Here is a 26607-nt window from a genome sequence, read left to right on the forward strand (position 1 = left end):
GACTTCGAGGGCCAGCAGTTGAAGACCCCCCTGACACGGAGCACCGAGGAAGCCCGCGAGCCACCGGCCGCTGCGGACGCGACCGGTGACCTGGTTCAGCGGCGCTTCTTGCTCTTCTTACGACCGCCACCCTTACGTCGCGCGGTCGGCTGCGCCGGGCGTACCTGTGCCTGGTACGCCTTCCCGCACTCCTCGTACGCCAGCGCAGCGGGGCGGGCGATCACCTCGTCCGGATGCTCCGACAGGAGCTGAAGGGTATGCGACGCGAAGGCCGGGTCGGCACGGGCGAGATCCGACAGCAGCGCGGGTGCGCCGCCCGGCCAACCGGTGGCCATCTGCTCGAACCCCTTGTGCAGGGCGTCGAGTTCAGGGGTGGGAAGGCCGTCGTCCGCTCCTTCCGGCGGCGCATCCTCGTCGTCATCCGGTACCCAACCGCCGGCGAAGGACGCATGCCAGGCCGGGATCGCGAGGGCGTGCAGCCGGTCCAGCGTCCACAGGAGCCGGGACGAGAGGGGCACGGCGTCTTCTTCGACCGCCTCCCCGGCCGCCCGCAGCCCCTCGGCAGCCCAGGCGCCGAGCACCGGGTCACCGACGTACCCGGCGAGGAGCCCGGGCGGGGCGTCCGGCAGGGTGTGCGCCACCAGGCTGCGGTGACCCGGCAGATCCGTGGAGTACGGGGGCGCCGCCAGCGTCGCCAGCAGCCTCGGCCAGCGCGCCTCGGGCCCCTCGCCGCCCGCGACCCACCGGAGCAGCACGTGATGGGCGGCGTAGTCGTCCCACCGCCGCGCGGCGGGGAGCAACCGTGCGGCGTCCATTGCGAGCACCGCCTCCATGGTGGGGAAGCGATAAGCCACGGTCGACGGCGTCCACCCCGGCTCCTCCAATTCACCCGCGGCGGACTCGTCTGTCTCCCGCGCCGACTCCCCAGTACGCGGTGGCCAGGCGCCGCCGTAGGTCAGCAACAGCGCCTCGCGAAGCAAGGCGGCAGCCAGCGGGGTCAGCCCGTACGCCTCGCCGTGCCGCCACACCACACCGGCCGCGGCCAGCAGGTCCAGGCGGGCGGCCAGCCTCCGAGCCGCCGGCGCCAGCTCGACGGCGTCCTGCTCGTCCAACGGGCCCGTCTGCACCAGCCGTTCGAGCTCCGGCAGCGGTGGCAGACGGTATGCCTCCGCCGTGCACCCGGACTCCTCCGGCTCCGTGGAGTCCGCGTGTCCGCGCACCGGCGCGGTGAGCGACGCGTCCGGCGGCACCCGCCAGTCGGATGCCTCGGCCGCGTCTCGCGCCACCGACCGGGTCTCGCCCGCCGTGCAGTAGAGCGCCACCAGAGCGCCCAGGGTCTCGCCCTCGTACTTGTCCCCGAGGTCCGGATCCCTGCCCAGCCGCTCGCACAGCTCCACCAGGGCGCGCACCGCGAGAGCCGCCAGTTCATCCACGTCCCGCTCATGCCAGGCCTCCAGGGACGGCCCGGGCCGCGGCCTGCCCTCCGGATCCAGGACGAGAAAACCGGTCGCGAGCGCGACGTCGACGCCTTCCGTGTCGGTGTCAGCGGGCGGTGACTCGGCGAGCTGCGCGGCGGACGCGAGCAACCCGCTACCGCACAGCGCGGACACGAAGCCGTCCCGGTCCGCGGGCAACGGGTGCGGCGGCGCGAAGGGTTCGTCCCCACAGAGCATGTCGTACTGGTCGATCACCTCGCCCACCGCGTGGAACAGCTTCATGTCGTCCGGACGCGGACCGGGAGCGGGAAGTGCCGCCACCGGCAGTTCGACCGACCCCAACGACCAGCGGCGCCCCACGCGCAGCCCGGCTTTCGTGACCGCCTCGGTCCACTCGTCGACTCCATCGGCATCCATCAGACGCGCCACCTGCTCGGAGCCGAGCAACTCCAGCACCCACGGTGCCTCGTCCGACTCGGTCAGACACAGGGCGAGGCGCTGCCCCAGCGCCATCGCGGCCGTCGCCTGCCGCTCCATCGCCAGCGCGCGCCGGTAGGGGCCGAGCGCATACGCCGCCGGGACCGCGGGCGGAGTGCCCGCGTCCGACTCCGCGGCGTCCGTCACGTCCGGCAGGGCAAGCAGCCCGGCACGCTCGGCATACGGCAACTGCGCCAGTTCCTCCAACTCTGCCCGCACCGCCTGTGCATCCCGTACGTCGACACCGCGCGACCGCAGCACGCCGCCCCAGAAGCGAGGGAGCGTCAACTCGCATGGATCACACATCACCCGAAGGTGTTCAGCGGCACACTTGTCGATCGCCTCGCGCAGCCGCGCGTGCCGCTTGGCGTTGAGCCGCCCGTCCGCTCTGGTGCGATCCGCCAGCACGCGCAGCACCACCAGTGCCGCGCCCTCCTCGCCCGGTGCGACGGACAGGAACTGCGGCAGCGCCTCGAGCAGCACGGCCCGTACCAGGTCGGGAGTGGCCTCGGGCAGCCCATTGCGTACCTTGGCGCCGCTCAGGGCGAGCAGAGACAGGACCGCGTCCGTGGCCACTGGATCAAGACGTTCGCCATGCTCCGTGCCCCAGGAAAGAAGAGAGCAGGCGGCCAGACCGGATTGCGCTTCGTGTGTCACCCGAACAACGTACAGAGCCGCGCCTGGGTGGAGTCGCAGCATGACACAGTGGGCGCAGCAAAGAGTCAAGCTCAACCTGTACCGTTTTTGTTCAGGTGCACCTACACAGAATCGGGGAAGCTGTGACTGGACAGATCGACAAGCCGGGGCGGCTACTGGACCGCGATCACGAGTGGGCCCTCCTGAACGACTTCCTCGCCGATCCAGCCACCGAGCTGCGGCTGGCCATCGTCTCGGGGCGCCGGAGAAACGGGAAGTCGTTCCTGCTGGAGGCACTCGCAGACGCAGTGGGCGGGCTGTACCTCACCGCTGTACAGGAGGAAGGCCGGGTGCCCGCGCTGCACCGGTTCACCGAGATGATCGCTGCGCACGCGGGTGTGCGGCCCGGAGCGATGCGGCTGGACGACTGGCGGGATGTACTCACCGCTGCGCTGGACGTGGTGAACCGGTCCTCGGGGGCACCGCTGATCGTCATCGACGAGCTGCCGTACCTGTTGCAGCACTCCCCTGAGATCCCCGGGTTTCTGCAACTCCTGTACGACCAGTCGCAGTCCGGCAAGGCACCCGGCGGCCGGATCGTGCTGTGCGGCTCGGCGATGAGCGTAATGTCCGAATTGCTGTCCGGGACCAAGCCGCTACGCGGCCGAGCCGTTCTGGACCTGCGTCTGCCGGCCTTCGACTACCGAACGGCCCGTACCCACTGGGGAATCGCAGACCCGGCAGTGGCGCTGCAGGTCGACTCCGTGCTGGGCGGCGCCCCGGGCTATCGGCCGCTGGCCGCGGGGCAGACTCCGCAGAGTGAGGCTGAGTTCGCCCCCTGGGTGGAACGCACCCTGCTGGACCCGGGACGGGCCCTCTACTCCCGGGTGGAGGCGGAGTTCCTGCTGCGCGAGGACCCGCGGATCACCCACCGCACGCTGTACTACGACGTCCTGTCCGCGGTCGCCCGGGGCGCCTCGACCCCGGCGAAGGTCGGCTCGATGCTGGAACGGTCCCGCTCCGCCATGTCCGCCCCGCTGGAGGTGCTCGAGTCCACCGGCTACATCCGCAAGGAGCAGGACCTGCTCAAGGCGCGGCACCCGGCCATCAGCGTGGCGGACCCGGTGATCCGTTTCAACCAGCTGATCACACTGCCCATGGTGGACCTGGTGGAACGGCGGCGCGGTGCCCAGGTGTGGCAGTCTTCCCGTCCGACGTACCACTCGAAGATCCTCGGCCCGCATTTCGAGGAGACCGCGCGCGAATGGGCCCGCTCCTTTGCCAGCGACGAGACGGGGCTGTCGCTCGGCACGGTGGGCAAGGCGGAGATCCCCGACCCGGCCGCCCGGACCAAGCACGAGGTCGACCTACTCGCCTTGGCCCCCGGCGAACGCCCTCAAAACCCGCGAGCCGCCATCGCCCTGATCGGCGAGGCCAAGGCCACGGTCCAGCCCCGAGGACTCAAGGACCTCGAGCGCCTGGAGCACATCCGAACCCTGCTCGCCGACCAGGGGCACCGAGCCGGCGACGCGACCCTCGCCCTGTTCTCCCTGCACGGTTTCCATCCCGACGTCATCGCCGCCGCCGGACACCGCCGCGATGTCATCCTGGTCGACATCGGCGCGCTGTACGGTGACGGACCTATCCACGGCCTGACGTGAGATGAGCCAGGGTCGCGTGACTTTCTCTGCTGCGGAGTATGCACGAGACGACAGGGCACATCCGAGAGTCCCTACCGAACCCGGAACGGTTCAGGTCGACGTTCGGCAGTTCGCCCGCCATGTCCTTCGGCTTGGCGCCGGGGTGCGCGCGAACGTAGCGCAGGATCGTGGCGGGTGTCGCCGACGGTGTGGTCGGACACAGACGCGGACGTCGTGCGACTTCATTCCGGTGATGCGGCAAGGCTAGCCGGCACTGCAACTGTCCAACCTGCCGTAAGCCAGCCCCCTCCCTCCGGCAAAGGCGTTCAACGACTGGTCGTTGCAGTGAAGTTGACGGATCGCTAGAGTCGGTCTACCAACCACTTATAGGAGGCTCCTTGACTTCATCGCTTCATACGTGGACACAGCCGGACGGCTGTTCCGGGGCGCCCTAAGCCCCGCTGCGTACCGCTGGGGACACTTGGCCCAGGTCAAGTGCGTCCAGATTCAGCGGAGATAGCGAACAAGTCAATGGAGGTACCGAGTGTCGGCCAACTCGACGCAGCAGCTCGCCTGTACGCACCCCGGGCGTGATGTTGCGATCGTCAGTCTGTGTGCTGTTGTGGTTTCTCTCGTCGCGGTCATCGTGGTCATGGCCTTCCACGGCGATCCTCTCGCGACTTTCGGTGCGAGTGGCAGCGCCTTCGCTGCGGCCTTCAGCGGAGGCATGGGCGTACTTTCCTACCTCAAGCGCACCGCGTAGCCCACATCTGAGGGGCAGTCGGCGAGGCTGCCCCTCACCGCTTCTTACTCTCGTTACGGCCGCCCACCCTTACGTCGCGCGGGCGGCTGCGCTGGGCGTACCTGTGCCAAGTACGCCTTCTCGCATTCCTTGGATGCGAGCGCAGCGGCTCGGGCGATCTCCTCGTCCGCATGATCCGACAGCAGCTGAAGGACATGCGATGCGGTGGCAGTGTCGGTACGGGCAAGATCCGACACCAGCGCGGGTGCACCGCCCGACCATCCGGTGGCCATGCGTTCGAACCCCTTGTGCAGGGCGTCGAGTTCAGGTGTGGGAAGGCCGCCGTCCGCTCCTTCCGACGGCGCCCGCTCGTCCTCCGGGACCTAGCCAACGGCGAAGGACGCATGTCGGCCCGGGACCGCGAGGGCATGCAGCCGGTCCAGCATCCACAGGAGCCGGGACGAGAGGGGCACGGCGTCTTCTTCGACCGCCTCCCCGGCCGCCCGCAGCCCCTCGGCAGCGCAGGCGCCAAGCGCCAGGTCACCGACGTACCCGGCGAGCAGCCCAGGCGGGACGGCAGGCATCGGGCGCGCTGCATGTACGACGCCTGACGGAACTCGACCTAGCCGCCAAATCATTCCAGTTCGCAGACGGTAAGCCGATCGGGTGGCACCCAATCCTGCAGCAGTCCCGAACGATGACCGATTACGTCATGCACCAGCCAGAGTCGCATGACCCGTCCTCATCGTCATTGCCCGTGACCACAGAGGGGATGGCGAGAGGGAGTGGCTTGCCGTATCGCGTGAGGTACGCCGGATCCCGGCCGATGGCGAGCCTGCGGCTGATGATGGTCTCCTCCAACTGTGCGGCCCTTTCAAACAGTTCTGGATCGTTGAGACGCTGTTCCTTCCATGCCGCTGCCGTGCGAAAGGGACAAAAGAAGCAGGAGCTCTTCGGCGGCTCAGGCAGGTCAGCGTCCCGGATAATCGCAAGGCAGTCGTCGCGGCGGAGCCCAAGGTCGAGAAGCGGGTACTCGATTACCTCGTGTTCTTCGCTTCGACGCCGGTTGGCGCGATGGATCTCGTCGAGAGAGATTCCTACACCGACGATTGCTGGGTTGACCTTGGTGGCTCCGCACTTGCGGAGCCACCGGCCAACAACCTTGATCTTGAAGTCGGCGGTGCATGAGCGGCGGCCCGGAGCGCCGTTGGCCATGCGGACCGGGATAGGGATAGACCTGGCGTCCGGTCGATGGAGACGCTCCCAGAGCGTTTCAACCGTGCCGTCGCGGCGTCGTCGCTCCAGAACATGGAGTTCGATCCCAGCATCAGTGGCGTAGGGGATGGCCACACTGTTCAGATATTCGAGGGTCCCAGGGTTCTCGCTGTCGTCACCGACGTTTGCGAACAGGCAGGTCCGGTACCCAATGTGTCCCTGAGCAGCGAGGACGAGCAGCGCGGTGGACTGCACGCCTCCACCGTAAGAGATGACCTTGAGCGGGTCCGTCTCCAGGGGGGTGTCACTCGTCTGAGTGGTCAGTTGCATGTCGCTCCAAGCCTGCACGTTTTGAGAGGTTCTATTGATACCATCCTCGTCAAGTGTTTATCTCACACAAGGTGAAGGAGAACTCTTGCACTGCCAAGTGCGGTTTCAGGGAAGGGGGGTAGCTGGGTCGGTCATCGCCGGGCTCGAACGCTCACGGAGAACCCACCTGCTAGCAGCTCTCTAACAAAGGCCATTGCTTCCCGCTGCTCTGACGGGTTGAAGATTCTGGCATCCGGAAGGGGTGGCAGCGGTTGGCGCTCGGCGAGCGGGGTTCCAGATCTGGAACCCCGTGGCTTCTGCGGTGAGCGTTTACCTGCTCGGAGTTGTTGCAGATACCCAGGGTCGAGGTCCCGCTCACGCCGGCGGGCATCGCCGAGGATGGTGTCGAGCAGCCAGAGCGGTGAGCGGGACAGGACCAGGTCTGCGTCAGCGATCGAGCCGCGATAACGCCACCGGGAAACTGCCTGACTGTCCACCCTACAGAGACGGGCGACCTCCTGGATTCCGACGATGATCGGGAGTTTCGTCGAGTCCGGCTCGTCGTATCCCTGGGGGTGCGCGGCGCGGTAGGCATGGAGGCGCTCAGTGTCGACTTCTCGGGAGGCCTGCCCGCGGAGCCACATGGCCGTGGAGAGGAGCCAATAAGGGTTACCTGAAGCAATGAGATCGGGCTCCGCAAGCACTCCATTGCTGCGCCAGAGCTGCGAAGTCTGGGTCTTGACCCCGTAAAGGGCAGCAATTTCAGAGTGGCCCATGAGAAACGGGATGCGCGCCGCGGTCATGGTCGATCCTCCTGGAAGGCGTGCAGCGCAGCCGGCGAAGCGGGGTAGCACGCACTAGCCAGCCCCACCATATCGTTACGGCAGGGCGGACGGCACTTGGCTCTGGACCGGGCCGCCGACGGTGCGCACCACGCAGTCGCCGCTGACACCGACGGCCGCCTGTCCGCGGACGCTGCCCCGCTTGAGGACTACCCCTTCCTCCAGCCACACCGGCATCCGCTCCCCGAGACGTGGCTGATGTGGTGGCAGCTCACGCTTGAGGATCCATGCTGGTACCGGAAGCATCGGCACCGCGAATGGAATCCGCGCGACCTCTGAGGTCCGTCCGAACAGTTCTCTGGGTGCTGTGTACGAGCCGTCAAGGTGGCCGTGGGTATGGCCGAATGTACCGACCGGGCCGAACTCCGTCGGGGCCAGCCCGCGGCGAGCTCGAAGCGATTGTTTGCCATCCAACGTAGCCGGATCCGCCGCAAGATGGCGAAGTCAGACTCGAATACTAGCGGGGCTGGTCTCCCACGGAATCCGGGCCGTAACGCCGCCCAACTGTCCCGTGGAGCTACGCCGTTCCAACCGCTCGCCCAGCATCTTCACTCTCGTCGAGCTCGTCGTTCTCGATCTCCGCATCCTCGACCTGGACCACGGGATCACTGCTGGAGTCAGACAACTCCAGGCCGAGCCAGCCCTTGAGTCGTGTGTAGGCCAGACGTAGGAGGACGTCAGCACGCTGATCCATGAACGTCGGATTCCACTCGTCCTTACGCTGACCCAGTGCTCGCAGGTGCGGGAGGTAGTGCGACATGGCCGCTAGATCTTCAGTCGTCTGCGCGAAAGTCAAGCCAGAACTGTTGAGGATCGACTTGGCGTCGTCGGCCGTCGGGGCACCAAGAGCCGCGTACAGGACCTTCTTCTCGGTCCAAGGCCGCGAGCTGAGGGATGTGTTGGCAGCGCCTGGTGCCAGGACCAGATTGCCCAGCTTGTGGACGGTCTCCTTCTCGCTGTAGAACTCCTGATCCCACCCACTCGTGGCCTGCTGTGGTGCGATGTGTTCGATCGTGAGGTGTGTCTCGTCCTCCCAACCGTCTGCGGTGAAGCACGAGGCGACCCCCGCCTTGCCTTGGATGATCAGTCCCGGAGTCTCCGGATCTTCAAGTGTGTCGTGATATGCAGCCAGAAGAAGGAAACGCGTCAGCGGGCGGCTAATTGAGTAGAGCGGCAGCGCGGAAGCATCTGCCAGGAACGAGGCCAAGTTTGGGATGGCGCCGTGCTTAGGGTGCGACAAACGCGCCGTAAGTTCCTTCTTCAGCAGCTCAGCGTCGACGGTCGGATCAGGCTTCGATGCGTCGGGCACTTCCCACTGGCGAGCGAGCGGTCCCATGCCCGTGAGCGAGTCCCCGGCCATGACCGCCCGGTACTGGCTGTCGATGTTGCCCGTGCCGCGGCGGGTTGCTCGCCAGAAGACCGTGAAGGCAGTGATTGCCTTGATCGCCTTCTCGAACTCGGCGATGCGCTTAGTCCTCGCTTCCTCTTCGTCCGCGTGGACAGCCTCGGAGTAGAAGCGCACGAGCGGCGCGATGGCAATGGTGTGATTGAGCGAATTGAGGAAGGCTAGACACAACTTCACGGTGTCTGTCATGGCGGTCGCTTCTAGCCCGGGTAGCGTACGAGGAGAGTTGGCCGCAGGCTCCCAAGTGTTCCCGATAAAGGCGGCCGTGTCGCTTATGTGGCGCAAGTACGCGCTCCGATCATCGGCCGAGTCCTTGTGGCGTTCAAAGGTATCGCGCATGTAGACCCGCTGATCCGGGAGGCGCTTGGAGAGCTTCTTCCCGGTCTCTGCCAACGCGAAAGTGACTAGCAGGTCTCGAGTTGCGTTCTGAAGCTTGTCTCCGACGTCGAAACGGTCGAGGTAGCCCTGGACCGCCTTCATGTACGTGTATGCGCCCGATTCCTGGTAGTCCTCGATCTTCTCTGCCATGACCACCCGAGGGAGGAAGGTCTCGAAGGCGGTCAGAGGCTCGCCCGTGGTGTTCAAGGACTCGAAGATCGTGAAGGCGTAGTCCTCGTCCTTGCCTTGCACGACCGTCAGAGCGATGCGGTTCAAGCTATAGGCAGCAAACATGACGAGTCGCATCAGCTCAGCCTCGGGCTCGTCCTGCAACTGCCCCATCCAAGTGCAGAGCTCGGGGTCGAGTTCGTGATTGAAGAGCGCACGCTGGAACTCGATGCCGGTAGCAAGGGTTGCTAGCGGCGGCAGATCCTCCAGCTCCTCGATAGACCTTCGCTGCGCCAGCTTGGTCAACGCCGTACGGATCTCATTGAACCTCTTGATGAGATCGCCTTCGCCTTCGCCCGCATTCGGTCGCGGCTTCGGCCTGAAGTCCGTGGGCCTAGAAGCTGGCTTCTCGTCGTCGGCTAGCACCGAGTAGCTGTAGATAAGGTGGGCGATCGGCGACTCATACAGCTTGAGGTTATCCGTCTTTGCCCACTGATCCACGAAGGCTCGAATGAGGCGCGGGTAGATCGGCGTACTTCCGAAGTTCTTCCGCTCGTAGAACGCCGCCCCAAGCATCTGTAGGATGTTGATCGTTTCCGAGTAGAGGTGAGTCCGAGCACTATCGGTCGGATCCGGCTCGTTACCTTTGAAGACCTTCCATGCACGCTGACGAATGAGGTTGTGCAGGCCGACAAGCAGGATAAGAAGGCTTGACAAACGCTGCTGCCCATCGATCACGGTAAGGACCTTGGACGGGACCTCGGGCTTGACGATTGGCTTCACTGTGACGTGGTTGACGTCATGGATGGTGATGACGGTCCCCAAGAAGGTGAAGCTGTCCGGCGCCTCACCTAGATTCTTGAGGCCATGCAGTGTGTCGTCGAGCAATTTCTCGACCTTGTCTTTGCCCCAGCCGTACGGACGCTGGTAGGGCGGTAGGTAGAGGCCCAGTCCGTTGTCAGACAGCAGCTCGCGGAGACTCTTGCTCTGCGCCTCGAATATTTCCTTGGCCTGCGTAGGCATGCGTAGTCCCTTTTTCGTTCAGCAGGTTCGGTGGTTAAGACCATGGGCGACGTCACTGAGTAGACGCCTAGTCTTGGGAAGTTCCCAGCTGTACGCACGCTGATACGGGGGAATATAGAGGCCCTGAATGGGCTCGCCCAGGAATTGAGAAACCGAAAGCGGTGCCGCATCAAAGATCTCGCGAGTTTCCATATCCCCGGTTTCTCTCCGTTACCGTTCCGCGCCTGTGGATGTGGCCGTCACTCATGGTGGCATATGAGTGGACGTCAGAGGTTGCAGGAGCGGCATGCGCTCATCATGCCCCACATGTGACGTTGTGTCACCCCAACGCAGAGAAGCTCGACTTGTCGTGGGCGAGTGGGCTGCCTTCCTTCGGGCGGTCTGGGACAGACCAGCGGCCCCAGCTCTGGCTGCTGGGGCCGCTGTGTGTGGTTGCGCGTCAGAGGTGGCAGACGGAGCAGCCAGCCTCGTCGTCGTCTGCGTCGAGTGCGTCGGAAAGAACCTCTAGCAAGGGGCGGTTGGGCTTGATGCGCTTGGATGCGCGCTCAACGGCCGCCTCATGCTTGGCCTCGATCTCCTCCTTGCGTTCTATCAGCTCTGGCAGCGACTCGCCCTGTGACCAGGTGTAGTTGCGGCCCTTCATAGCGGTGTGCCGGTAGCGGACCTTTTCCTCATACTCGACGGCACGGTCGAACAGGTCGGGATGGCGCTCCTTGAGGCCGACCCACTCATGCTTGCGCTGGAAGAAGCAGAAGTAGCAGCCGGAGCGTGTGCGCCACTCGTAGTAGTCAGGCAGGCCGATGCCAGCCTCGTCGAGGATGCGCATGACGCCGTCCCTGTCGATGCCGTCTTCACGGAAGGGGAAGACCGCTTCGATGTTCGGCTTGGTGCTGACGTAGCCGAGGCGGTTCTCGTCGGCTCGGATGGCAACGTAGGAAATGACCCTGTCGTCACCGACCCAGTCTTCCAGGGGCTTGATCTTGAGGTTTTTGGTGCACCAGCGCATCTGCGGGCTGGGCAAGGTGCCTTGGTAGACCTCCATCCAGTGGTCGAAGTCCCGGTCGGCGTTCAGCCGCACGATGGACTTGCCGAGGGCGGCCTCCAGGCGGTTGAGGTACTCGTAGGTCTCGGGCAGCTCGGCGCCCGTGTCGCAGAAGAAGTACTCCATCTCCGGGACTCGGTTACGCATGTAGACGGCGAGCGCTGAGGAGTCCTTGCCGCCGGAGATACCGAGCACGTGCCGGACCTTCTGGGCGTCGGCTCCGTCGGTCATCCCTGTGTCTTCCTTCCACTCGCTGCTGTCGCGACATCGGTTACGCGCTGGGCGAGGGCCGCGAGCAGGATCCTCGCTCCGTCCGGTCCGAGAGCCTTCTCGGCCTGCTTCAGGACATCGGCGGCGAGGCTGTTGGCCTCGCTGCGGGCCTGTTCGGGTACGTAGATCAGGGTGCGTTGTTCCACGCCAGCGCTGTCGGTCAAGGTCAACAACTGGGCGTCGAGTTTCTCTTCCCGGCCGCGGACTTCGTTCCCGGCGTGGTGCAGGTGTCCGACGCGGTCGAGGGCGGCGGCCATCGACCGGGCCTTCTGGGGGAAGACCTTGGCCTCGCGGTCGTCCCAGTCGCCGAGGGCGGAGTTGGTCAGGCGTACGACGATGGGTTCGAGCCAGTCGTCGTCCTCAAGGTCGTCGCTGAGGACGAAGTCGACGAAGCCACGCAGCTCTGGGGTCAGTACTGCGTCGGCGAAGCCGCGCAGCCGGGCCACGAGTTGTGCGCGCAGCTCCGGCAGTTCGGCCGGCAGGCGGAACTCCTTGGCGAGAACGCGCACGACCTGGGCGCGCAGTTCGCTGTCGATGGCGACGAGTTCGTCCGCCGCTGCGGTGAGCCGTTCGACGTAGGTGTTCGCAGCTTCCGCGTTGGCGCGGGTGCGAGCCGAGGTCTCGGGCAGGCCGAGGGCCTTCGGCAGTGCGTGGAAAACCAGGTCGTCGGGGTCCAGGGCCCGGGCGATCGTGGTCCGCACGCTGCGGGCGTCGGCGGAGATGTTCTTAGTGGTGCGGGCGTACTTGTGCAGGTCGGCCACCCGCATGATCAGGGCGCTGGCGACGGAGAGGAGGTCGGGGTTGCGCAGGGCCTTGGAGCGCGGTGCCTCCACGCCGAGCGAGACCATGAGCTTCTTGATGATGCTGCCACGCTGGCCGTCTCCGGCCGGCGCGTACTTCACCGAGAAACGTGCCGGGCCCTTAACGAGGCGCTCAACGACGTCGATGGTCAGCCGGGGCAGGTAGGTGCCTTCCTCGAACAGGGCGACGTCGTGGCGGCGGATAATCAGGGCCGGGATCAGGAAGACCGGGACCACGCCAGCCTTGAGCCCGAAAGGCGGGCTCATCAGGATGCGGATGACCTCTTCCATGCTGACCCGCTCGGTGGCCCCGGACAGTACCTCGTTGAGGGCGTTCCAGGCGGGCTGGGCGTGCTCGTGGCCCTCGCCGGGTGGGGAGAAGCCGTACGGGAGCAGGCTCTCTTGCTGGCTCTCGGCCTGTGTCTCTCCGTTCTCGCGGTGCAGGCCGAGGTAGGCGAGGACACCGTGGTAGATGGCTCGTTCTGCCCTGTACCCAGGGAGGCCGAGGTTCTCCTCGCCCGAGGCGGAGAGCATGGCCGTCAGCAGTATTCCGCGGGCCTGGGCGGCCTGGCTGGTCAGGACGTGGCGGCCGAGCATCTCGTTGCGGATGTGCGGGGTGTGCGGGTACACCGATTCGCAGGCGAGGGAGACCAGGCCGCTCAAGCTGCGGGCCGTCAGGCCCGAGGCGGCGGGTTCTTCGCCAGGGGCGATCCCGGTGTGCCACAGGCTCCACGACGCTTGGGAGGACGGCGGGTAGAAGGCGTCTTGCAACAGCTCCAGCAGTTCTGCCTCGGCCTGCACGAGCCGCTCGATGACTTCGCGCCGGGCGACATGGTCGATGTCCTGCTGGTTACTGAGTTCCTTGAGCGCGACGAGGTAGGTGGCCGTGGTTAGCACCACGTCGGGGTTGGCGGTAGTGCCGATGAGTACGGGCAGGGGTGAGTGGACGGTGGGCCGGTCGGCATCGGTGCCGAGGTGGAAGACGACGAGGCCGTCGGCGGGCTCCCTAAGCTCGTCCGGGGCGGCGACGGTCTTGGTCTCCGGGCCGCTGACCGCGGTGTAGAACACGCGCATCATGCCGGTGATCTGGCTGTGGCGGCTGGCCACGAATGCCTGGGGGATGAGGCTGCTGAACCGGTTGATGACCGCGGCGTCGTCGAAGTGGCTGATGATGTCCTTGAGCCGGCCGTCGATGTCGACGTCCGTGCCCTGCCAGACCCGGTACTCGCCGCTGAACTCACGGTGGACCACGAAGCCTCGGCGCACGAGGTCGGCGAGCCGCACTTCGAGTGCAGTGAAGGCGTCGGGGTCAGCGACGTCGGTGGGGTCGTGGAGGGCGAAGTGGATCATCGGCGCGGTGGCGCTGAGGGCCCCGTCGGAATCGATCAGATTGAGGACGCCGATGGTCTTCAGTACGTCCTGGTCGGCATCGGGGAGGCCGTTGGCGTCCCGGATGCGTGAGTCGACCTCGATCCACCGGCTCGCGTTGGCGGAAGCGAGCAGAGTGGTACGCCCGGAGTTGAGGAAGTAGTCGTACAGCTGCGGCAGCCGCACCGTGCTGGCGTGCTCAGCTTTCCCGTTGCTGTGCTGTGCCAGCGAGTGGCGGACCGTGTTGGGCTCCCCGCTGTTGAGGAAGCCCGACAGGCTGCGGTCGTGCTGGCCGATCTGGGCGGCAAGGATCGGCACGGCCAGGGCCGTGATGGGGTGCAGCGGGTAGAGGTCGGCGAAGTGGTCGGGGCCGAGTTCGGCAAGGACGCCGAGACCGTGTTGGGTCCAGATGTCCGCGGATGCCGCAGCGGATGCGCTGATCAGGGCCTGCCCCGCGGAGTTGACGGCCGAGCGATCGAGGCGGCGGCGCAGCAGGTGCAGGGAGTCGCCGTGGTGGGGGACGAAGGTGATGTCTTCGAAGCGCCCCTGGATCTTGGCCCATTCGCGGGTCTTGAGTTCGCTGGACCGTGAGGCGTAATCCATGAACGACAGGTGCTGCAGGGTCATCAAATAGACGGGCAGCCCGTTGGGGCCGGCAGCCTTCTCGGCGAGTTCCTGCAGCAGGAACAGGTCGTGCTGGGCGTCGGCGAACTCGTTGTGGCCGGCGAGGTGTTCCAGCGTCTTGCCGAACTCGTCGATGACGAGGAGCAAAGGCTGCTGTCCGTCCGCCGTCAGAGCCGTGACGGCGCCGACAATTTCCTTGGCCCCGGCCCGGTCTGGGTCAGCACACGCCTCCAAGGCGATGGCGATGGCCTTCGGGACGCGCTTGCCCCAGCGTCGCGCCGCCGCAGTGTGCAGGGCGCGGGAGAGGGTGGCGACGACGGATTCGCGGCGTGCGGTGGCCACGCCGCCGAGGAATCCCTCGGGGGCGATTGCGTCGCGGGCTGCGGCAAGGCGCTGGGCGAGGGCGGGGCTGGCCTCTTTGAGGATGCGCTCGGCCTCGCTGCGCCGCTTGGCATCCTGCCCCAGCAGCGCGTCGATAATGTTGGAGAGGGTGGACTTGCCGGAGCCGTAGGGGCCCGTGAACGACCAGGAGCGGGTGCGGCGTTGGTCCGCCAGTGCACTCGCGATACGTTCCAGGACGTCGACGGCCCGGGCGCCGACGTAGGGGTCGTGCAGCGCGTCCTCGACATCGCGCTCGAGGTTGGTCGAGCGCATCTGGGAGCCGACGAGTTCGATGCCGGCAGGGAACTGCGGGGCGGAGCTCGCCGGGCTGCTCGAGGTCCGCGTGGGGGTTGCGGTGGTCACGCGGTCTCCTGGGCAAAGAGTGTGTCGGTGGTGTCGTCCGTGTCTGTGGCGTCCGTAGCCTTCGTGGCGAGTTCCTTCCGCTCGGCCTCGGCGAGCTTGGGGAACTTGGCGGCCCATTCCTCACGGGTGGGGAAGCCGGGGCGGCGGGTGACGAAGTCGTATTGCTCGTCGAGTACTTCCCAGGCCAGATCGAAGGGGTCGGTGCTGAATGCGAGGCTGCGCTGCCCCACGGCCTCGGTCAGGTTGAGCTGCGGGAGGTTCGCAGTGACTTTCTGCAGTGCCATGACGATCTCGTTCTCCCGGACGCGGAAGGCGCGCCCCGGGGAGCCCGGCTCGTTGGCGAGGCGGGCCACGGAGATCGAGTTGGCCTGGCGGGAGAACTTGGCCGCGTAGTCGAGGCAGGCATAGGCCAGGACCCGCGCGGGCAGCGAGGTGCGGTGCCCGCTGGTGAACTGCCACTCGGCATTTCCGCGCGTGCCGACAAAGGTGAGCAGGTCCAGGTCACGGAAGGGGCATGCGAGCAGGTCCTCGTAGCTGCCCGGCGAGCCCGCCTTCTCCGGGGCGCTGCGCGCGTACATCTTGGTGAGGCACTCGATATCCTTGACGATCGACGCCTCCTCCGGGCTCTTGTCGTAGGAGAAGTTCACATGCCGGGTGACCACCTGCGTCATGTCCGCGACCGTGAACCGGGAGAACGGCGCGAGATGGAAGGCCGTGTACCAGGCTGGCGCGTGGCTCTTAGCTCCAGGACGGGACGACACCAGCCACCAGTGCAGCAGCCACAGGCTGCCGTTCTCCTCCAGATACGGGTCCGCTCCGTCCTCATCGAGGAGCCAGCGGGCCTCCCAGGTGGGATAGGAGAACTTGGCCTGTGTGCGCTGCTCGGGCGTGTGCTCGCGGGTCAGCTTGAACGCCCGCGACCAGTAGCGCATGGAGTGGACCATGTTCTTGCCCACGCCGAACCGCACCGGGGCATCAGCCGCGAGGAACGCGCCCTGATCGTTTTTGACCTGCATGTACGCCTTGTGCAGCCAGCCGAAGCGGGGCGCGAACGTTTCGTGTCGCGCGAAGGCAAAAAGGGCGGCTTCCCCAAGCCGGCTGTCTGACATACGGGACCTCTCTGTGTCCAATGCGATTGCTCTAACGAGGTTGGTAAACGGGGTAACGGTCAGCGGAGAGCGTCGGCTTCGGCCAGCGCGGCCCGAACCTGCGTCACAGCGCGTTTGACGGCCTGCGCGGCGTGCTCGATCTCGGCATCCGTGGTGGCGTAGCCGAGCGAGAAGCGGATCGTGCTGTCGGCGTCCGCCCGGGACAGACCCATCGCCAGGAGCACGTGACTCGGCGTCGGAGCGCCGGACGCGCACGCGCTGCCCTCCGAGGCAGCGACGTCGGGCATGGCCGCCAGGACCGCGTCCGCGGGCACCCCAGGGAAAGTAATGTTCGTCACACCCGGCAGGCGCTGATCGCACCGACCGTTGATATGACAGTCGGGCAGGGCGCCGGTAATCAGGCGTTCGAGACGGTCACGCAGGGTTGCGACCCGCTCGGCCTCCTCGCCGAGGCCGCGCGCCGCGGCCTCGGCTGCTGCTCCCATGCCGATGATCCCTGCCACGTTCAGCGTGCCCGCGCGCCAGCCCCGCTCCTGTCCACCACCCACGAGGAGGGGCCGGTGCGGGAGTGGGGACCCACGCCGCACATACAGGGCACCGACCCCCTGTGGTCCGCCGAACTTGTGGGCCGACAGCGACAAGAGGTCGACGTCAAGTTCAGCAACGTCCACGGGGAGGCGGCCGATGAGCTGTGTGGCGTCTGTGTGGACGAGTGCACCGGCTTCACGGGTCGCCTTGGCCACGACGCGGAGATCGGTGAGGACACCGGTCTCGTTGTTCGCCGCCATCAGGGAGACCACTCCCCCACCACGCGCGGCAAAGACCTGTTCCAGGGGGTCGAGATCCACCAGGCCGTCGCCGCCGACTGGCAAAAGCATAAGATCCTCGGGGCTCCCGGCAGTGACCGCACGGGCTGTCTCCAGAACAGCCGGATGCTCAACAGGGCTTGTGACCAGGGGGCTTCCGGCGGTGAACGCGGCCCGCAGGGCCAGGTTGTTCGCTTCTGTCGCCCCGGAGGTAAAGATGATCTCGCCGGGCGAGCAGCCGAGGAGGTCGGCTAGCTGTCGGCGGGCGACGTCGACTCGATGAGCCGCCTGCCGTCCGGGTTGGTGCATGCTTGAGGCGTTGCCCACCGATTGCATGGCCTCGATGGCGGCCGCGAGGGCCTCGGGCCGGATCGGAGCGGTGGCGTTGTAGTCAAAATAGGACGTATCCAGCCCATTTGGCTCGCTCATCGTCTGCCACCCCGCCTCGCTCGTGTCCCACACCAATGTACTGCTGGTGGAAACCTCGCCCCGCATCCGGGGTTCCACCAGTAGCTCGCCGTGATCCTAGCCGCGACCCTAGATCCACTCTTTGAATCACTCGAACGCGTGGTGTCGCAAGCCATTTACCGAATGAATGTTCTATATTCGGCGCTCGCGAGCTGCATGCTCAAAGATCCGTTTCACAGCCGGGAAGTCGGGCAGCTGTGTCGCCAATTGCCGTCTCTGGCTGGGCTTTTGATCTGATGGTGCTCCTGTTGCCAGTGGTCCCGGTTAGTGTGGTCCGCACGCTGCACGTCGCAGTATCTGCACGTTGAAGCGCTGCTTGGTGTGCGTCGAGCTGGGGGAGGATCCTCACGATGACGGTCGTTCCTGTGCGAGCGGCTCACGGCTTGCCGTCAGCCCTCATCGGTCAGGTGAGGCTGTGACGACGTGGTCACCAGGAATGCCCTTCGAGGCAGTCCTGGCAAACGCCCCCACGGACTACATCCGCCAGCACCTCGGCAAGGAGCTATGCGGCCTCCTCGACCTCATCGAAGGAGGCACGGCTGGTGATGAGCGGTTGCGAGCCGTTGCTGCGATCGCGATCGACGCCGAGCTCCTGGTCGCGGACGAGGACGAGCGCGCCATACTGTTCGGCCTCGTTCCTGGGTCCAAGCAGGCGGAACTGGCGCAACGGCTCGGGTCACTGGACGACGGACAGCCGCTGGAGTACCTGCAGACGCTGAAGTGGACGTCTGACGAGCGCAGGGAGCTTCTGGAATTCTTCGGCTTCACCGTCGAACGCGCACAGCCTCAACTACCCTCCTTCAAGCGGGAGACAGCACCCGACTACGCCCTGTTCCCCCATCAGCTCCGCGCGGCGCGCCGGGTCAAGGAGCTGCTGTACGACGGCCCCCGCCGGGCCGTGCTCCATCTGCCGACGGGCGTTGGCAAGACGCGGACCGGCATGAGCATGATCTGCGACCACCTGCGGCAGCACGGACCCGCCCTGGTGGTGTGGCTGGCTCACGGGCAGGAACTACTGGAGCAGGCCGCGGCCGAGTTCGAGCGCGCCTGGAGCAAGGTCGGCGACCGTCCCCTGCCGGTCCTCCGTGTGTGGGGCAGTGCTTCCCCGGACCTCGCGGACGTAACCGACGGACTGGTCGTCCTCGGGCTGGAGAAGGCCGTCTCAACCGCCAAATCCGACCCACAGTTCCTGCATACCTTGGCCGCCCGCAGCACTCTGACCGTGTTCGACGAGGCACATCAGATCATCGCCCCCACGTTCCAGGCCGTAGTGGATGACCTGACGGTACGTCACGACTCCAGCCTCCTGGGCCTCACCGCGACCCCGGGCCGCACGTGGGCGGACATCGCCAAGGACGAGGAACTCGCCGACTTCTTCTCCCGCCAGAAGGTCATGCTGGAGATCGAGGGCTACACAAATCCCGTGACAGCCCTTATCGACCAGGGCTACCTGGCCAAACCGGTCATGCGCACCGTGGCCGCAGAAGCCGGCATGCATCTGTCGGCCCGGGATCAGCAGAGCCTGGCGCGAGCGTTCGAGATTCCGGACAGCATCATCGCCGAGCTCGCGAAGGACGAGCAGTGGAACCTCATGGTTGTCCAGACAATCATGGAGCTGCTTGAGAAGCAGCACCGCCGCATCCTCGTGTTCGCGGCATCGGTGCAGCACTGCCGACTCATCGCCTCCGTGCTGTCCGCGGCCGACCTCGACGCGGTATTCGTGACCGGCGAGTCCTCGCCGCGGCACCGAAGCGACGCCATCCGTCGTTTCAAGAGCGCGGCGCGGCGCCCGATGATCCTTTGTAACTTCGGAGTCCTAACCACGGGCTTCGACGCGCCCGCGGCCAGCGCCGCCGTCATCGCCCGGCCGACCAAGTCCCTGGTGCTGTACAGCCAGATGGTAGGCCGGGTCATCCGCGGCCCCAAGGCCGGCGGAACCGAAACGTGCGAGATCGTCACCGTCGTCGACCCGGAGCTCCCCGGGTTCGGCGACGTCGCCGAAGCATTCACCAACTGGGAAGATGTATGGGAGACAGCGTGACCGGCGAAGGAAACAACTACCGGATCGTCAGCCCTTCGCTGACCGTCAAGGCCATGCGCGACAGCGGCTACAAGAACACCGCCTACGCGCTCGCCGAGCTGATCGACAACAGCATCGACGCGGAAGCCACGCTGGTACAGGTCTTCGCCTGCGAGAGCCCTATCGAGGGTGCCGCCCAGACCAGGTACCGGGTGGACACGATCGCCGTCCTCGACAACGGCAAGGGCATGGACAGCGAACTCCTGCGCCGCGCTCTGAAATACGGAGACGGTCTCGGCGACGACCGCAGCCGAATCGGCCGCTTCGGCATGGGCCTGCCCAACTCCAGCATGTCCCAGTGCACCAAAGTCGAGGTCTGGTCGTGGACGAACAGCCCTGCGAACGCTCTTTACACCTACCTCGACCTCGACAAGATCACCAACGGGCAGGATGAGGTTCCCGCCCCCGAACCTCGCCGTGTTCCGGAGTACTGGGACGACCTCAGTGAGGTACCCCTGGGCACCAGCGGCACCCTCGTCGTCTGGACGAACCTGGACCGCGTCAAGTGGCACAGCGCCGGGGCCACCCTGCGCAACACCGCTGAGCTGATCGGTCGTGTGTACCGGCACTACCTGCACGACGGCTCCGTGGACATCAAGATGGCGCCCGTTCGCGATGGGAAGGTCATCGAGAAGGTCACCGAAGGGGACAACGGCGCCTACTACGCCGAACCCAATGACCCTCTGTACCTCATGGCGAACACCGGAACGCCCGCGCCGTTCACCAGCACCCCCATGTTCGAGCCCTTCCACATGGGCAACGAGGCGGAACCCGGGGTCTACCGCTATCCCATCACGGTCGATGGCACACAGCACACCGTAACGGTGCACGCATCCATCGCCCGGCCTGAAGCCCGCCGTTCCGATGTCTCCGGCCATCCGTGGCCCGACACGGCCAACCCGAACCGGGACGCTGGCGCCCAGAAGTGGGGACAGCACGCCCGTCGGAACATCGGCGTCTCCCTGGTCCGAAAGGGCCGCGAGCTCGACCTCGACACCTCGTGGGCGATCGGTTACGACCCGGTGGAGCGGTGGTGGGGCGTCGAGGTTGACTTCCCGCCCGAGCTCGACGAGGTGTTCGGCGTCACCAACAACAAGCAGACCGCCGTCGTGTTCTCGTCACTCGCCGACTTCGATTGGTCGGCTGAACAGGACCCCGACGAGACACCCAAGCAGTTCAAGGACCGCCTGCGGGAACTCGGCGACCCCCGGCTGCCGCTGATCGACCTCGCCCAGTACCTCAAGGGCCTCCTGGGCAAGATGCGCAAGAAACTGAAGCAACAGACGCTGGGCGGCCGGAAGGGCAGGAAGCGGTACGACCAGGACGTCACCTCCAAGGCCACGGACGCCGTTAAGCGCCGGCAGGAGGACGGGTACACCGGCACGACCGACCTCCTCGCCGAGGAGGCGACGGAAGCCGACAAGCGCCAGGAGCAGCTGACCGCGCTGACCGAGCGACACCACGTCGACGAGGACACCGCCCAGACCCTGGTCGACGAGGCCATGGAGAACGACTGGCGCGTCCGCTGGATCTCCAGCCCTCAGGACTCGTCAGCATTCTTCAACATCGATCTGCTCGCTGGCATGCTCCAGGTGTCCTTCAACACGGAACACCCTCTGCACAGCAAGCTGATGGCCGTCCTTGAGGACGTGCCCGAAGACGCGAACGAAGCGGAGCTCCGCCAGCGGCTCGCCCGTGCGACCGAGACCTTCAAGCTGCTCATCTTCTCCTGGGCACGGATGGAGGACGAGATCCCCAACAAGAAGGCGCGCCGGGTCATCGCTGATGCCCGGAGCGACTGGGGCCGGTACGCCCGTGACTTCATCGAGGACGGGAGCGAAGAGGAGTGACGCAGCCGGACCATGTCTGGCAGCAGATCGCGGACCTGATGGAGGACGCTGCCGAGGAGGTGGTCATCATCACCCCCTTCATCAAGAAGGCGATCTTCGAGGAGACCATCGCCGCGATGCCCTCCTCCGTCCAGAAGATCACGTGTGTTACGCGCTGGACCCCGGCGGAGGTAGCCGCCGGGGTCTCCGACCCGGAGATCATCGAAGCTGCCCTGAGCGACGAACGCATTTCCATTGCCTTGTGTCCGTCCCTCCACGCCAAGCTCTACCGTGCCGATGGCCGCTGTCTGGTCGGCTCCGCCAACCTGACCGGCAAAGCCACTGGACGCGTACCGAACGCCAACGTGGAACTCTTGTTGGAGGTGCCAATCGACCACCCCGAAGTACAGCGCGTCCTCGGCCAGATCAACGCCCACTCCACCATAGCCACACCCCACACGGCAGCCCTCGTACGGGAGCAGGCTGAACTACTGAGAAGCGAGCGAGTCACTCCGCCGTCCGAGGACGAAGCAGCGCCGTACTGGTTCCCGGAGACAAGGAGACCGGCGAACGTCTACGCCCTCTACAGCGGGCGGCAGCGGTTCACCTCGCTGGTCGAGGCCGGCATCGTGCGGGACCTGGCCATGCTCGATGTTCCCGCCGGCCTCTCGGAAGACGCCTTCAACGCTGAGGTCGAGGCCCGCCTGCACGCGATCCCGGAACTTGGTCGACTCACCGCAGAACAGCGTCTCAGCAACATCGAGCTCCAGCGGGCCATCGCCGAGCGGACAGGAGATACAGAGGAGCAGGCGCGCAGAACGACCGAGACGCTCGCGGCCTGGCTCCAGCACTTCGGCCGGTACTACACCGAAGTGGGCTCGTGGGAGCTGCGACCGGGCATTGAGCACGCCTAAGATCACAGCCACGGCATGGCCGCCAGCGCATCGCCGATGAACACGCGCACAGGGTGATGGGGAAGGCCGTCTCATGGCAGAGGTTCGCGTCCTGTTCCTCCTCGGGCACGCCGAGATCGCCTTCCTCTTCCAGGTGGAGCGGCAGACGTCACAACCGTGGCGGACAGAAGGCACGCTCGACGAACCCGATCTGATCGCTTCGGGCAAACCGTACTGGCTGCTGAGCACGGTCATGCGGCTCGGCGGCGAAGGCGACCGCACAGCCGACCGGGAACGGCTAGCCGCTTAAAAGGCTGGCATCCCTCTCGGTTATGACCCAGAGGACAAGGGGCAACTCCCAGTCGTAGTCGGCATCCAGGAGGTAGCGGGCGCGCGTCCTCGGGCGGGACGCACAGGCAATCTCTCGCTGGCGCAACCGGCACCGGATCGCCGCCGCCGACCTTCTCATCTCCGGCTCTCCGCTGTGGCTCCTTGAGACGATCCTGGACGACGGGCGACAGCGGCAGCGAACCATCGTCGCTTCCGAAGTTGCCGCGCTCCGTGCAGGGCGGCAGGCTTCTCAGAAGCCTCGTGGTCGCAGACTCACCGCGCCGACGGCTCGCCCTCCTCGACAGCCACCGCCTGCCTCACAGATCTTCACCAGCGCCGAACACGGCACCGCGGCCGAGTTCCTGGCGTCCGTCCTGGCCCAGGGATACTCCGTCACCATCAAGCCCCAGCCGTAGCCCGCGGCCTGTGGACGCCGGCGGTATTACTGACCTTCGCGTTCGCCAACAGCAGTGAGAGAAACACTTGCTTCTCGATCACTCAATCCATACTGTCTCTCATATGTCGATCTTGCCGTAGACCTCCGGAGCCCATCACGCCGATCCCGCCGGCTTCATTCCTCGCTCCGCTTCCAGCGAGCCCAACCACCATCAGATCAAGGCCGTCTCCTACGGAGGCGGTGTACAGAGCACAGCCCCGCTCGTGCTCGCCGCTCGCGGAGAGATCGACTTCCGCTCCTTCCTGTTCGCCAATGTCGGCGACGAGAGCGAGCATCCGGCGACCCTCGCGTACGCGCGCGAGATCGCCATCCCGTACGCCGCAGGTGGGGGAAACTGGACGTCCACGAGCTCAAGCGGCGCCGCCGCGACGGGGCCACGGAAACACTCATGCAGCGGCTGAACCGGCCGGACACCCCGGTCGATCCCCATCCCGGTCCGCATGGCGAATGGCGCTCCGGGCCGCCGCAACTGCACCGCCGACTTCAAGATCAAGGTGTTCGGGCGGTGGCTTCGGGAGCATGGCGCCACCGCGGACGCCCCGGCGGCGGTCGCCATCGGCATATCGCTCGACGAAATCCATCGCGCCAACCGCCAGCGGAGGGAAGCCCACGAGGTCATCGAATACCCCCTCCTCGACCTCGGGCTGCGCCGGGACGACTGCGAGCCCATCATCGCCGAGGCCGCCAAGGACGACCTCACCGCTTTCGCTGCCATCCCGGAACGGCACTGGAAGAAAATCCAGTCCACCAATCCGCTGGAGCGGCTCAACCGGGAGATCAAACGCCGCATCGACGTCGTCCAGGTCTTCCCCAACGACGACGCGCTCCTGCGACTGGTCACCGCCGTGCTCTTCGAGACGCATGACGAGTGGATCGCCTTCCCCCGCAGTTACCTCCCTGAAGGCAGCATGGACAAGATCTACCCCTCCGAGCCCGACGAAAGCGCCCCCGCACTCCCCAACACCCTGAGACACGACCGCCGAGCAGGCCACGACGGGCGGGGCTCGAAGCCTTGGCTTCGGGCCCCGCAACGCTCCGCTGTATATAAGCCTCGTCGCCGCTGAGGAAGGTCACACGTTTGGAGCAAGCCAAAAGGAAGCGCAAGCTAAGTCCAGTTACGCTGGCGTAATGAGGTCCAGGCTTAGCGAGTTGACAGATAAGGCAATCACTCTAGCAGCCACTGTTTTTCTGGCAGCCAACGCCAATAACTACCCTTCAGAGGGTTATTGGAAGAGCGGTTGGGCGTCAGCATCATGGGTTGTTCCAACCGCCCTCGCCGTCGCCGGGACATTTGGCGCCATACAGCCATTTTCAGCTCTACGCTCTCGATCGACGGTGCAGAGAAGGATCCAATTGCAGCGCCAACTACTGACTCGACTTGGCGAAGTCATCGAATTGGGGATGACCCAGGTTCACCCTCCGCTCAACATTTCCGATTTGGCTCTCCACGTCTGGAGGAAGAGGAGGTCCCTGCGGCACCCACTTGCTGGCGAACTGGAGCGCATCGCAAGCTACCGCCTCGGCGCAGCCACTACACTTAGGGATTTCCGACCAATCAAGGGAGTCGGCATCATTGGGTTGTGCTGGAAGCACAACGCCCCAAGCTCCATGGACGCGACCCCACTGAAGCACAGAAATTACTTCATACAGCAGTCTCAAATTAGCCCAGACCGCGTAATGGGTTTCAAAAACTATGATGATTTCAACAAATTCTCCCACAGGACGGCACTTTTCGCTAGCCCCATCCAGAATGCACAATTGAAATTCATAGGCTGCGTCAGCGCCGACGCGGGTAGCGGATACCCGGAGCTTTACAATGCGGATCTTCCTCGGAAACTCAATGAGCTCGCTGAGTCATTGGATGCTACAGACTTCCGAGACCTCTAGCGCGAGGCGGCAATAATGGACGCAACTACTGATATCACACGCACATCGTATGAACATAGCGCACACACGTACGCGGATGCCACTTGGGCCTATGAAAATTTCCCCGGCCTTCAGGCGGATGTTTTGAAATTCTCCGAATCCCTCAAGACTGAGGATCCTATTCTGGACCTAGGGTGCGGTGCAGGTCGAGATGCAAACTTCTTCGCCTCTCGCGGAAAACAAGTAGTAGCCGTGGATATCAGTCAAGCAATGCTACGTGAAGCTCGCCAACGGATCCCAGCAGCCAGAGAAAGCCAAATTGATTTCGTCTGCATGGACATTAGGCGACTCCCATTTCGGGAGAAAACCTTCAGCGGCGTATGGGCTAGCGGCAGCCTTCTTCACGTTCCACGAACCGACTTGCTACCCTCACTGCGGAAGATTGCGAAAGTCCTGAGTCCAGAAGGAGTCGCCGCCCTGAGCATGAAGAACGGCGCCGGGGAAGGCTGGGAACGGCTGGGTGCCGTATCGGGATCTCGCTGGTTTACATATATTGACCCCATCGCATTTTCCAGCATGATGCGCCAGGCTGGATTCAATTGCGTATCCTATCAATCCTCTACTCGAGGCGCCTGGTTTCTCGCAACGGGACATGTCTGAAGAGACTATTTGTTTATCCGGCCCATGCATCCGGGCTCGGCCCAGGGAGGACCTGCCGGATACCCCCACGAGGATCGGCAACATCCCCATCATGTCGCGGAACGAGATGGATATGCAGGTGATCAATAGTGCGCCCTGCTGCTCTGCCTTCATTAACGCCAATCGTGTAGCCGTCTGGCTGATGCGTCGAGTTTAGTTCCGCTTGACTCTCAACTAGCAGAGCGTACGCATCCAGGACTTCACGAGGTGTTAGCTCAAAGAAGGAAACGACATGACGCTTAGGCACAACTTCAACGTGTCCGTCCACCGCTGGATAGTTATCAAGTCTCACGTAACAGGTGTCGTTCTCCCTACGAACTGTATTGAGCGACGCGTCCTCGCGCATGCAGAATAGACACCCGGGCTCAGCCATTACCCGACGCTGCGATCTCGAAGCCCGGGACATCAGTTCGTCAAGTCGAGCCCTCCAGGTGAGGCTCTTTGCAGGTACTCCTTCGACACGAGCCACGCTCTGCACCCTTCCGTAAGGTCAGTGCCAGCGTCGCAGACGGCGCAGACACTAAAGACAACTACTGAGCCATATAGATACTCCCCCCTCAACGCCGGAGCCACTCCCCCAGTACCTGTCGATTGACCCCTTGTGGAGTAGCACAACCGGGGGCTGAGTGCGGCCCCTACCCGTACGCGGCGTGAGGAAAGCGAGCGACCGCATGTAACGGCGTTGTAGAGCGCCCCACCCAGCAAGGCTCACCGGTCACTGCCAGCCATCCATACGGCCTCTCACATGCCGATCTTGACCTACGCCCCTGGAGACCACAACACCAACTCAACTGACCCCGCATTCAGGTGGGATGCCGAGATCTCACGAGGTACGGGAGCCCGCTCGCTCAGGCCATCCCTGATGAGAGCCCCGGGGAAAGTGACCTCGACGAGGACGAGGCAGCGTGTGACTCCAACTGAACCACTGGTACGTGCCGAGCAGGCCACCGC

The 26607-nt window shown here is 65.2% G+C and carries 19 protein-coding genes and 1 pseudogene; 10 read left to right on the top strand and 10 right to left on the bottom strand.

Going from position 1 to position 26607, the window contains the following annotated elements:
* Positions 1 to 95: 95 nt before the first annotated feature.
* Positions 96 to 2489: a hypothetical protein gene (locus ACSYGN_RS12880; RefSeq protein ID WP_460395037.1), complete on the bottom strand. Its 2394-nt coding sequence runs from the start codon at positions 2487 to 2489 to the stop codon at positions 96 to 98.
* Positions 2490 to 2692: 203 nt separating this feature from the next.
* Between ACSYGN_RS12880 and ACSYGN_RS12885 the strand changes: the two genes are divergently transcribed.
* From ACSYGN_RS12885 to ACSYGN_RS12895, 3 genes are all read left to right on the top strand, one after another.
* Positions 2693 to 4210, top strand: a complete 1518-nt coding sequence (locus ACSYGN_RS12885; protein WP_460395039.1) for an AAA family ATPase — start codon at positions 2693 to 2695, stop codon at positions 4208 to 4210.
* 523 nt (positions 4211 to 4733) lie between these two features.
* Complete coding sequence (locus tag ACSYGN_RS12890; RefSeq protein WP_460395041.1) at positions 4734 to 4952, top strand: hypothetical protein; 219 nt, start codon at positions 4734 to 4736, stop codon at positions 4950 to 4952.
* Positions 4953 to 5335: 383 nt separating this feature from the next.
* Complete coding sequence (locus tag ACSYGN_RS12895; RefSeq protein ID WP_460395043.1) at positions 5336 to 5542, top strand: hypothetical protein; 207 nt, start codon at positions 5336 to 5338, stop codon at positions 5540 to 5542.
* Between the two features lie 94 nt (positions 5543 to 5636).
* On the opposite strand, the gene ACSYGN_RS12900 is transcribed toward ACSYGN_RS12895, so the two are convergent.
* The 8 genes from ACSYGN_RS12900 to ACSYGN_RS12935 all read right to left on the bottom strand — a co-directional run bounded on the left by ACSYGN_RS12900 (position 5637) and on the right by ACSYGN_RS12935 (position 17463).
* Positions 5637 to 6401 (bottom strand): phosphoadenosine phosphosulfate reductase, encoded by a 765-nt coding sequence (locus ACSYGN_RS12900; protein ID WP_460395045.1) that lies wholly within the window; start codon positions 6399 to 6401, stop codon positions 5637 to 5639.
* Between the two features lie 206 nt (positions 6402 to 6607).
* Entirely contained in the window at positions 6608 to 7258 is a 651-nt protein-coding gene (locus ACSYGN_RS12905; RefSeq protein WP_460395047.1) for a hypothetical protein, read from the bottom strand.
* A 75-nt stretch (positions 7259 to 7333) separates the two neighbouring features.
* Positions 7334 to 7543, bottom strand: a complete 210-nt coding sequence (locus ACSYGN_RS12910; protein ID WP_460395049.1) for a hypothetical protein — start codon at positions 7541 to 7543, stop codon at positions 7334 to 7336.
* A 271-nt stretch (positions 7544 to 7814) separates the two neighbouring features.
* Positions 7815 to 10271, bottom strand: coding sequence for a DUF262 domain-containing protein (locus tag ACSYGN_RS12915; protein ID WP_460395051.1), 2457 nt, complete (start codon positions 10269 to 10271; stop codon positions 7815 to 7817).
* A 439-nt stretch (positions 10272 to 10710) separates the two neighbouring features.
* Positions 10711 to 11544, bottom strand: a complete 834-nt coding sequence (locus ACSYGN_RS12920) for a phosphoadenosine phosphosulfate reductase domain-containing protein (protein ID WP_460395053.1) — start codon at positions 11542 to 11544, stop codon at positions 10711 to 10713.
* Entirely contained in the window at positions 11541 to 15119 is a 3579-nt protein-coding gene (locus ACSYGN_RS12925) for an ATP-binding protein (protein WP_460395055.1), read from the bottom strand. The genes ACSYGN_RS12920 and ACSYGN_RS12925 overlap by 4 nt, the downstream gene beginning before the upstream one ends.
* Positions 15116 to 16228: a DUF4007 family protein gene (locus ACSYGN_RS12930; protein WP_460395057.1), complete on the bottom strand. Its 1113-nt coding sequence runs from the start codon at positions 16226 to 16228 to the stop codon at positions 15116 to 15118. Before ACSYGN_RS12930 ends, ACSYGN_RS12925 begins: the two co-directional genes overlap by 4 nt.
* A 59-nt stretch (positions 16229 to 16287) precedes the next feature.
* Positions 16288 to 17463, bottom strand: a complete 1176-nt coding sequence (locus ACSYGN_RS12935; RefSeq protein ID WP_460395059.1) for a cysteine desulfurase family protein — start codon at positions 17461 to 17463, stop codon at positions 16288 to 16290.
* Positions 17464 to 17938: 475 nt separating this feature from the next.
* On the opposite strand from ACSYGN_RS12935, the gene ACSYGN_RS12940 reads away from it, so the two are divergent.
* The 7 genes and pseudogenes from ACSYGN_RS12940 to ACSYGN_RS12970 all read left to right on the top strand — a co-directional run bounded on the left by ACSYGN_RS12940 (position 17939) and on the right by ACSYGN_RS12970 (position 25617).
* The gene (locus tag ACSYGN_RS12940) at positions 17939 to 19543 is read left to right on the top strand and encodes a DEAD/DEAH box helicase (RefSeq protein ID WP_460395061.1); all 1605 of its coding nucleotides are present in this window, start codon (positions 17939 to 17941) and stop codon (positions 19541 to 19543) included.
* Entirely contained in the window at positions 19540 to 21432 is a 1893-nt protein-coding gene (locus ACSYGN_RS12945) for an ATP-binding protein (protein ID WP_460395063.1), read from the top strand. Before ACSYGN_RS12940 ends, ACSYGN_RS12945 begins: the two co-directional genes overlap by 4 nt.
* On the top strand, positions 21429 to 22325 hold the full coding sequence (locus ACSYGN_RS12950; RefSeq protein ID WP_460395065.1) for a phospholipase D family protein: 897 nt from the start codon (positions 21429 to 21431) through the stop codon (positions 22323 to 22325). The genes ACSYGN_RS12945 and ACSYGN_RS12950 overlap by 4 nt, the downstream gene beginning before the upstream one ends.
* Before the next feature lie 73 nt (positions 22326 to 22398).
* Positions 22399 to 22614: a hypothetical protein gene (locus tag ACSYGN_RS12955; protein WP_460395067.1), complete on the top strand. Its 216-nt coding sequence runs from the start codon at positions 22399 to 22401 to the stop codon at positions 22612 to 22614.
* A 680-nt stretch (positions 22615 to 23294) separates the two neighbouring features.
* Positions 23295 to 23492 (top strand): hypothetical protein, encoded by a 198-nt coding sequence (locus ACSYGN_RS12960; protein ID WP_460395069.1) that lies wholly within the window; start codon positions 23295 to 23297, stop codon positions 23490 to 23492.
* A gap of 333 nt (positions 23493 to 23825) precedes the next feature.
* Positions 23826 to 23970, top strand: a pseudogene (locus ACSYGN_RS12965) (transposase); the annotation flags it as partial.
* 1023 nt (positions 23971 to 24993) lie between these two features.
* Positions 24994 to 25617, top strand: coding sequence for a class I SAM-dependent methyltransferase (locus tag ACSYGN_RS12970; protein ID WP_460395072.1), 624 nt, complete (start codon positions 24994 to 24996; stop codon positions 25615 to 25617).
* A 13-nt stretch (positions 25618 to 25630) separates the two neighbouring features.
* Here the strand turns inward: ACSYGN_RS12970 and ACSYGN_RS12975 are convergent, their stop codons facing one another.
* Positions 25631 to 26062 carry an HIT family protein gene (locus tag ACSYGN_RS12975; protein ID WP_460403416.1) on the bottom strand — a complete coding sequence of 144 codons (432 nt, stop codon included), beginning with the start codon at positions 26060 to 26062 and terminating at the stop codon, positions 25631 to 25633.
* Between the last annotated feature and the right edge of the window lie 545 nt (positions 26063 to 26607).

The sequence above is a fragment of the Streptomyces sp. YIM S03343 genome, assembly GCF_054729195.1.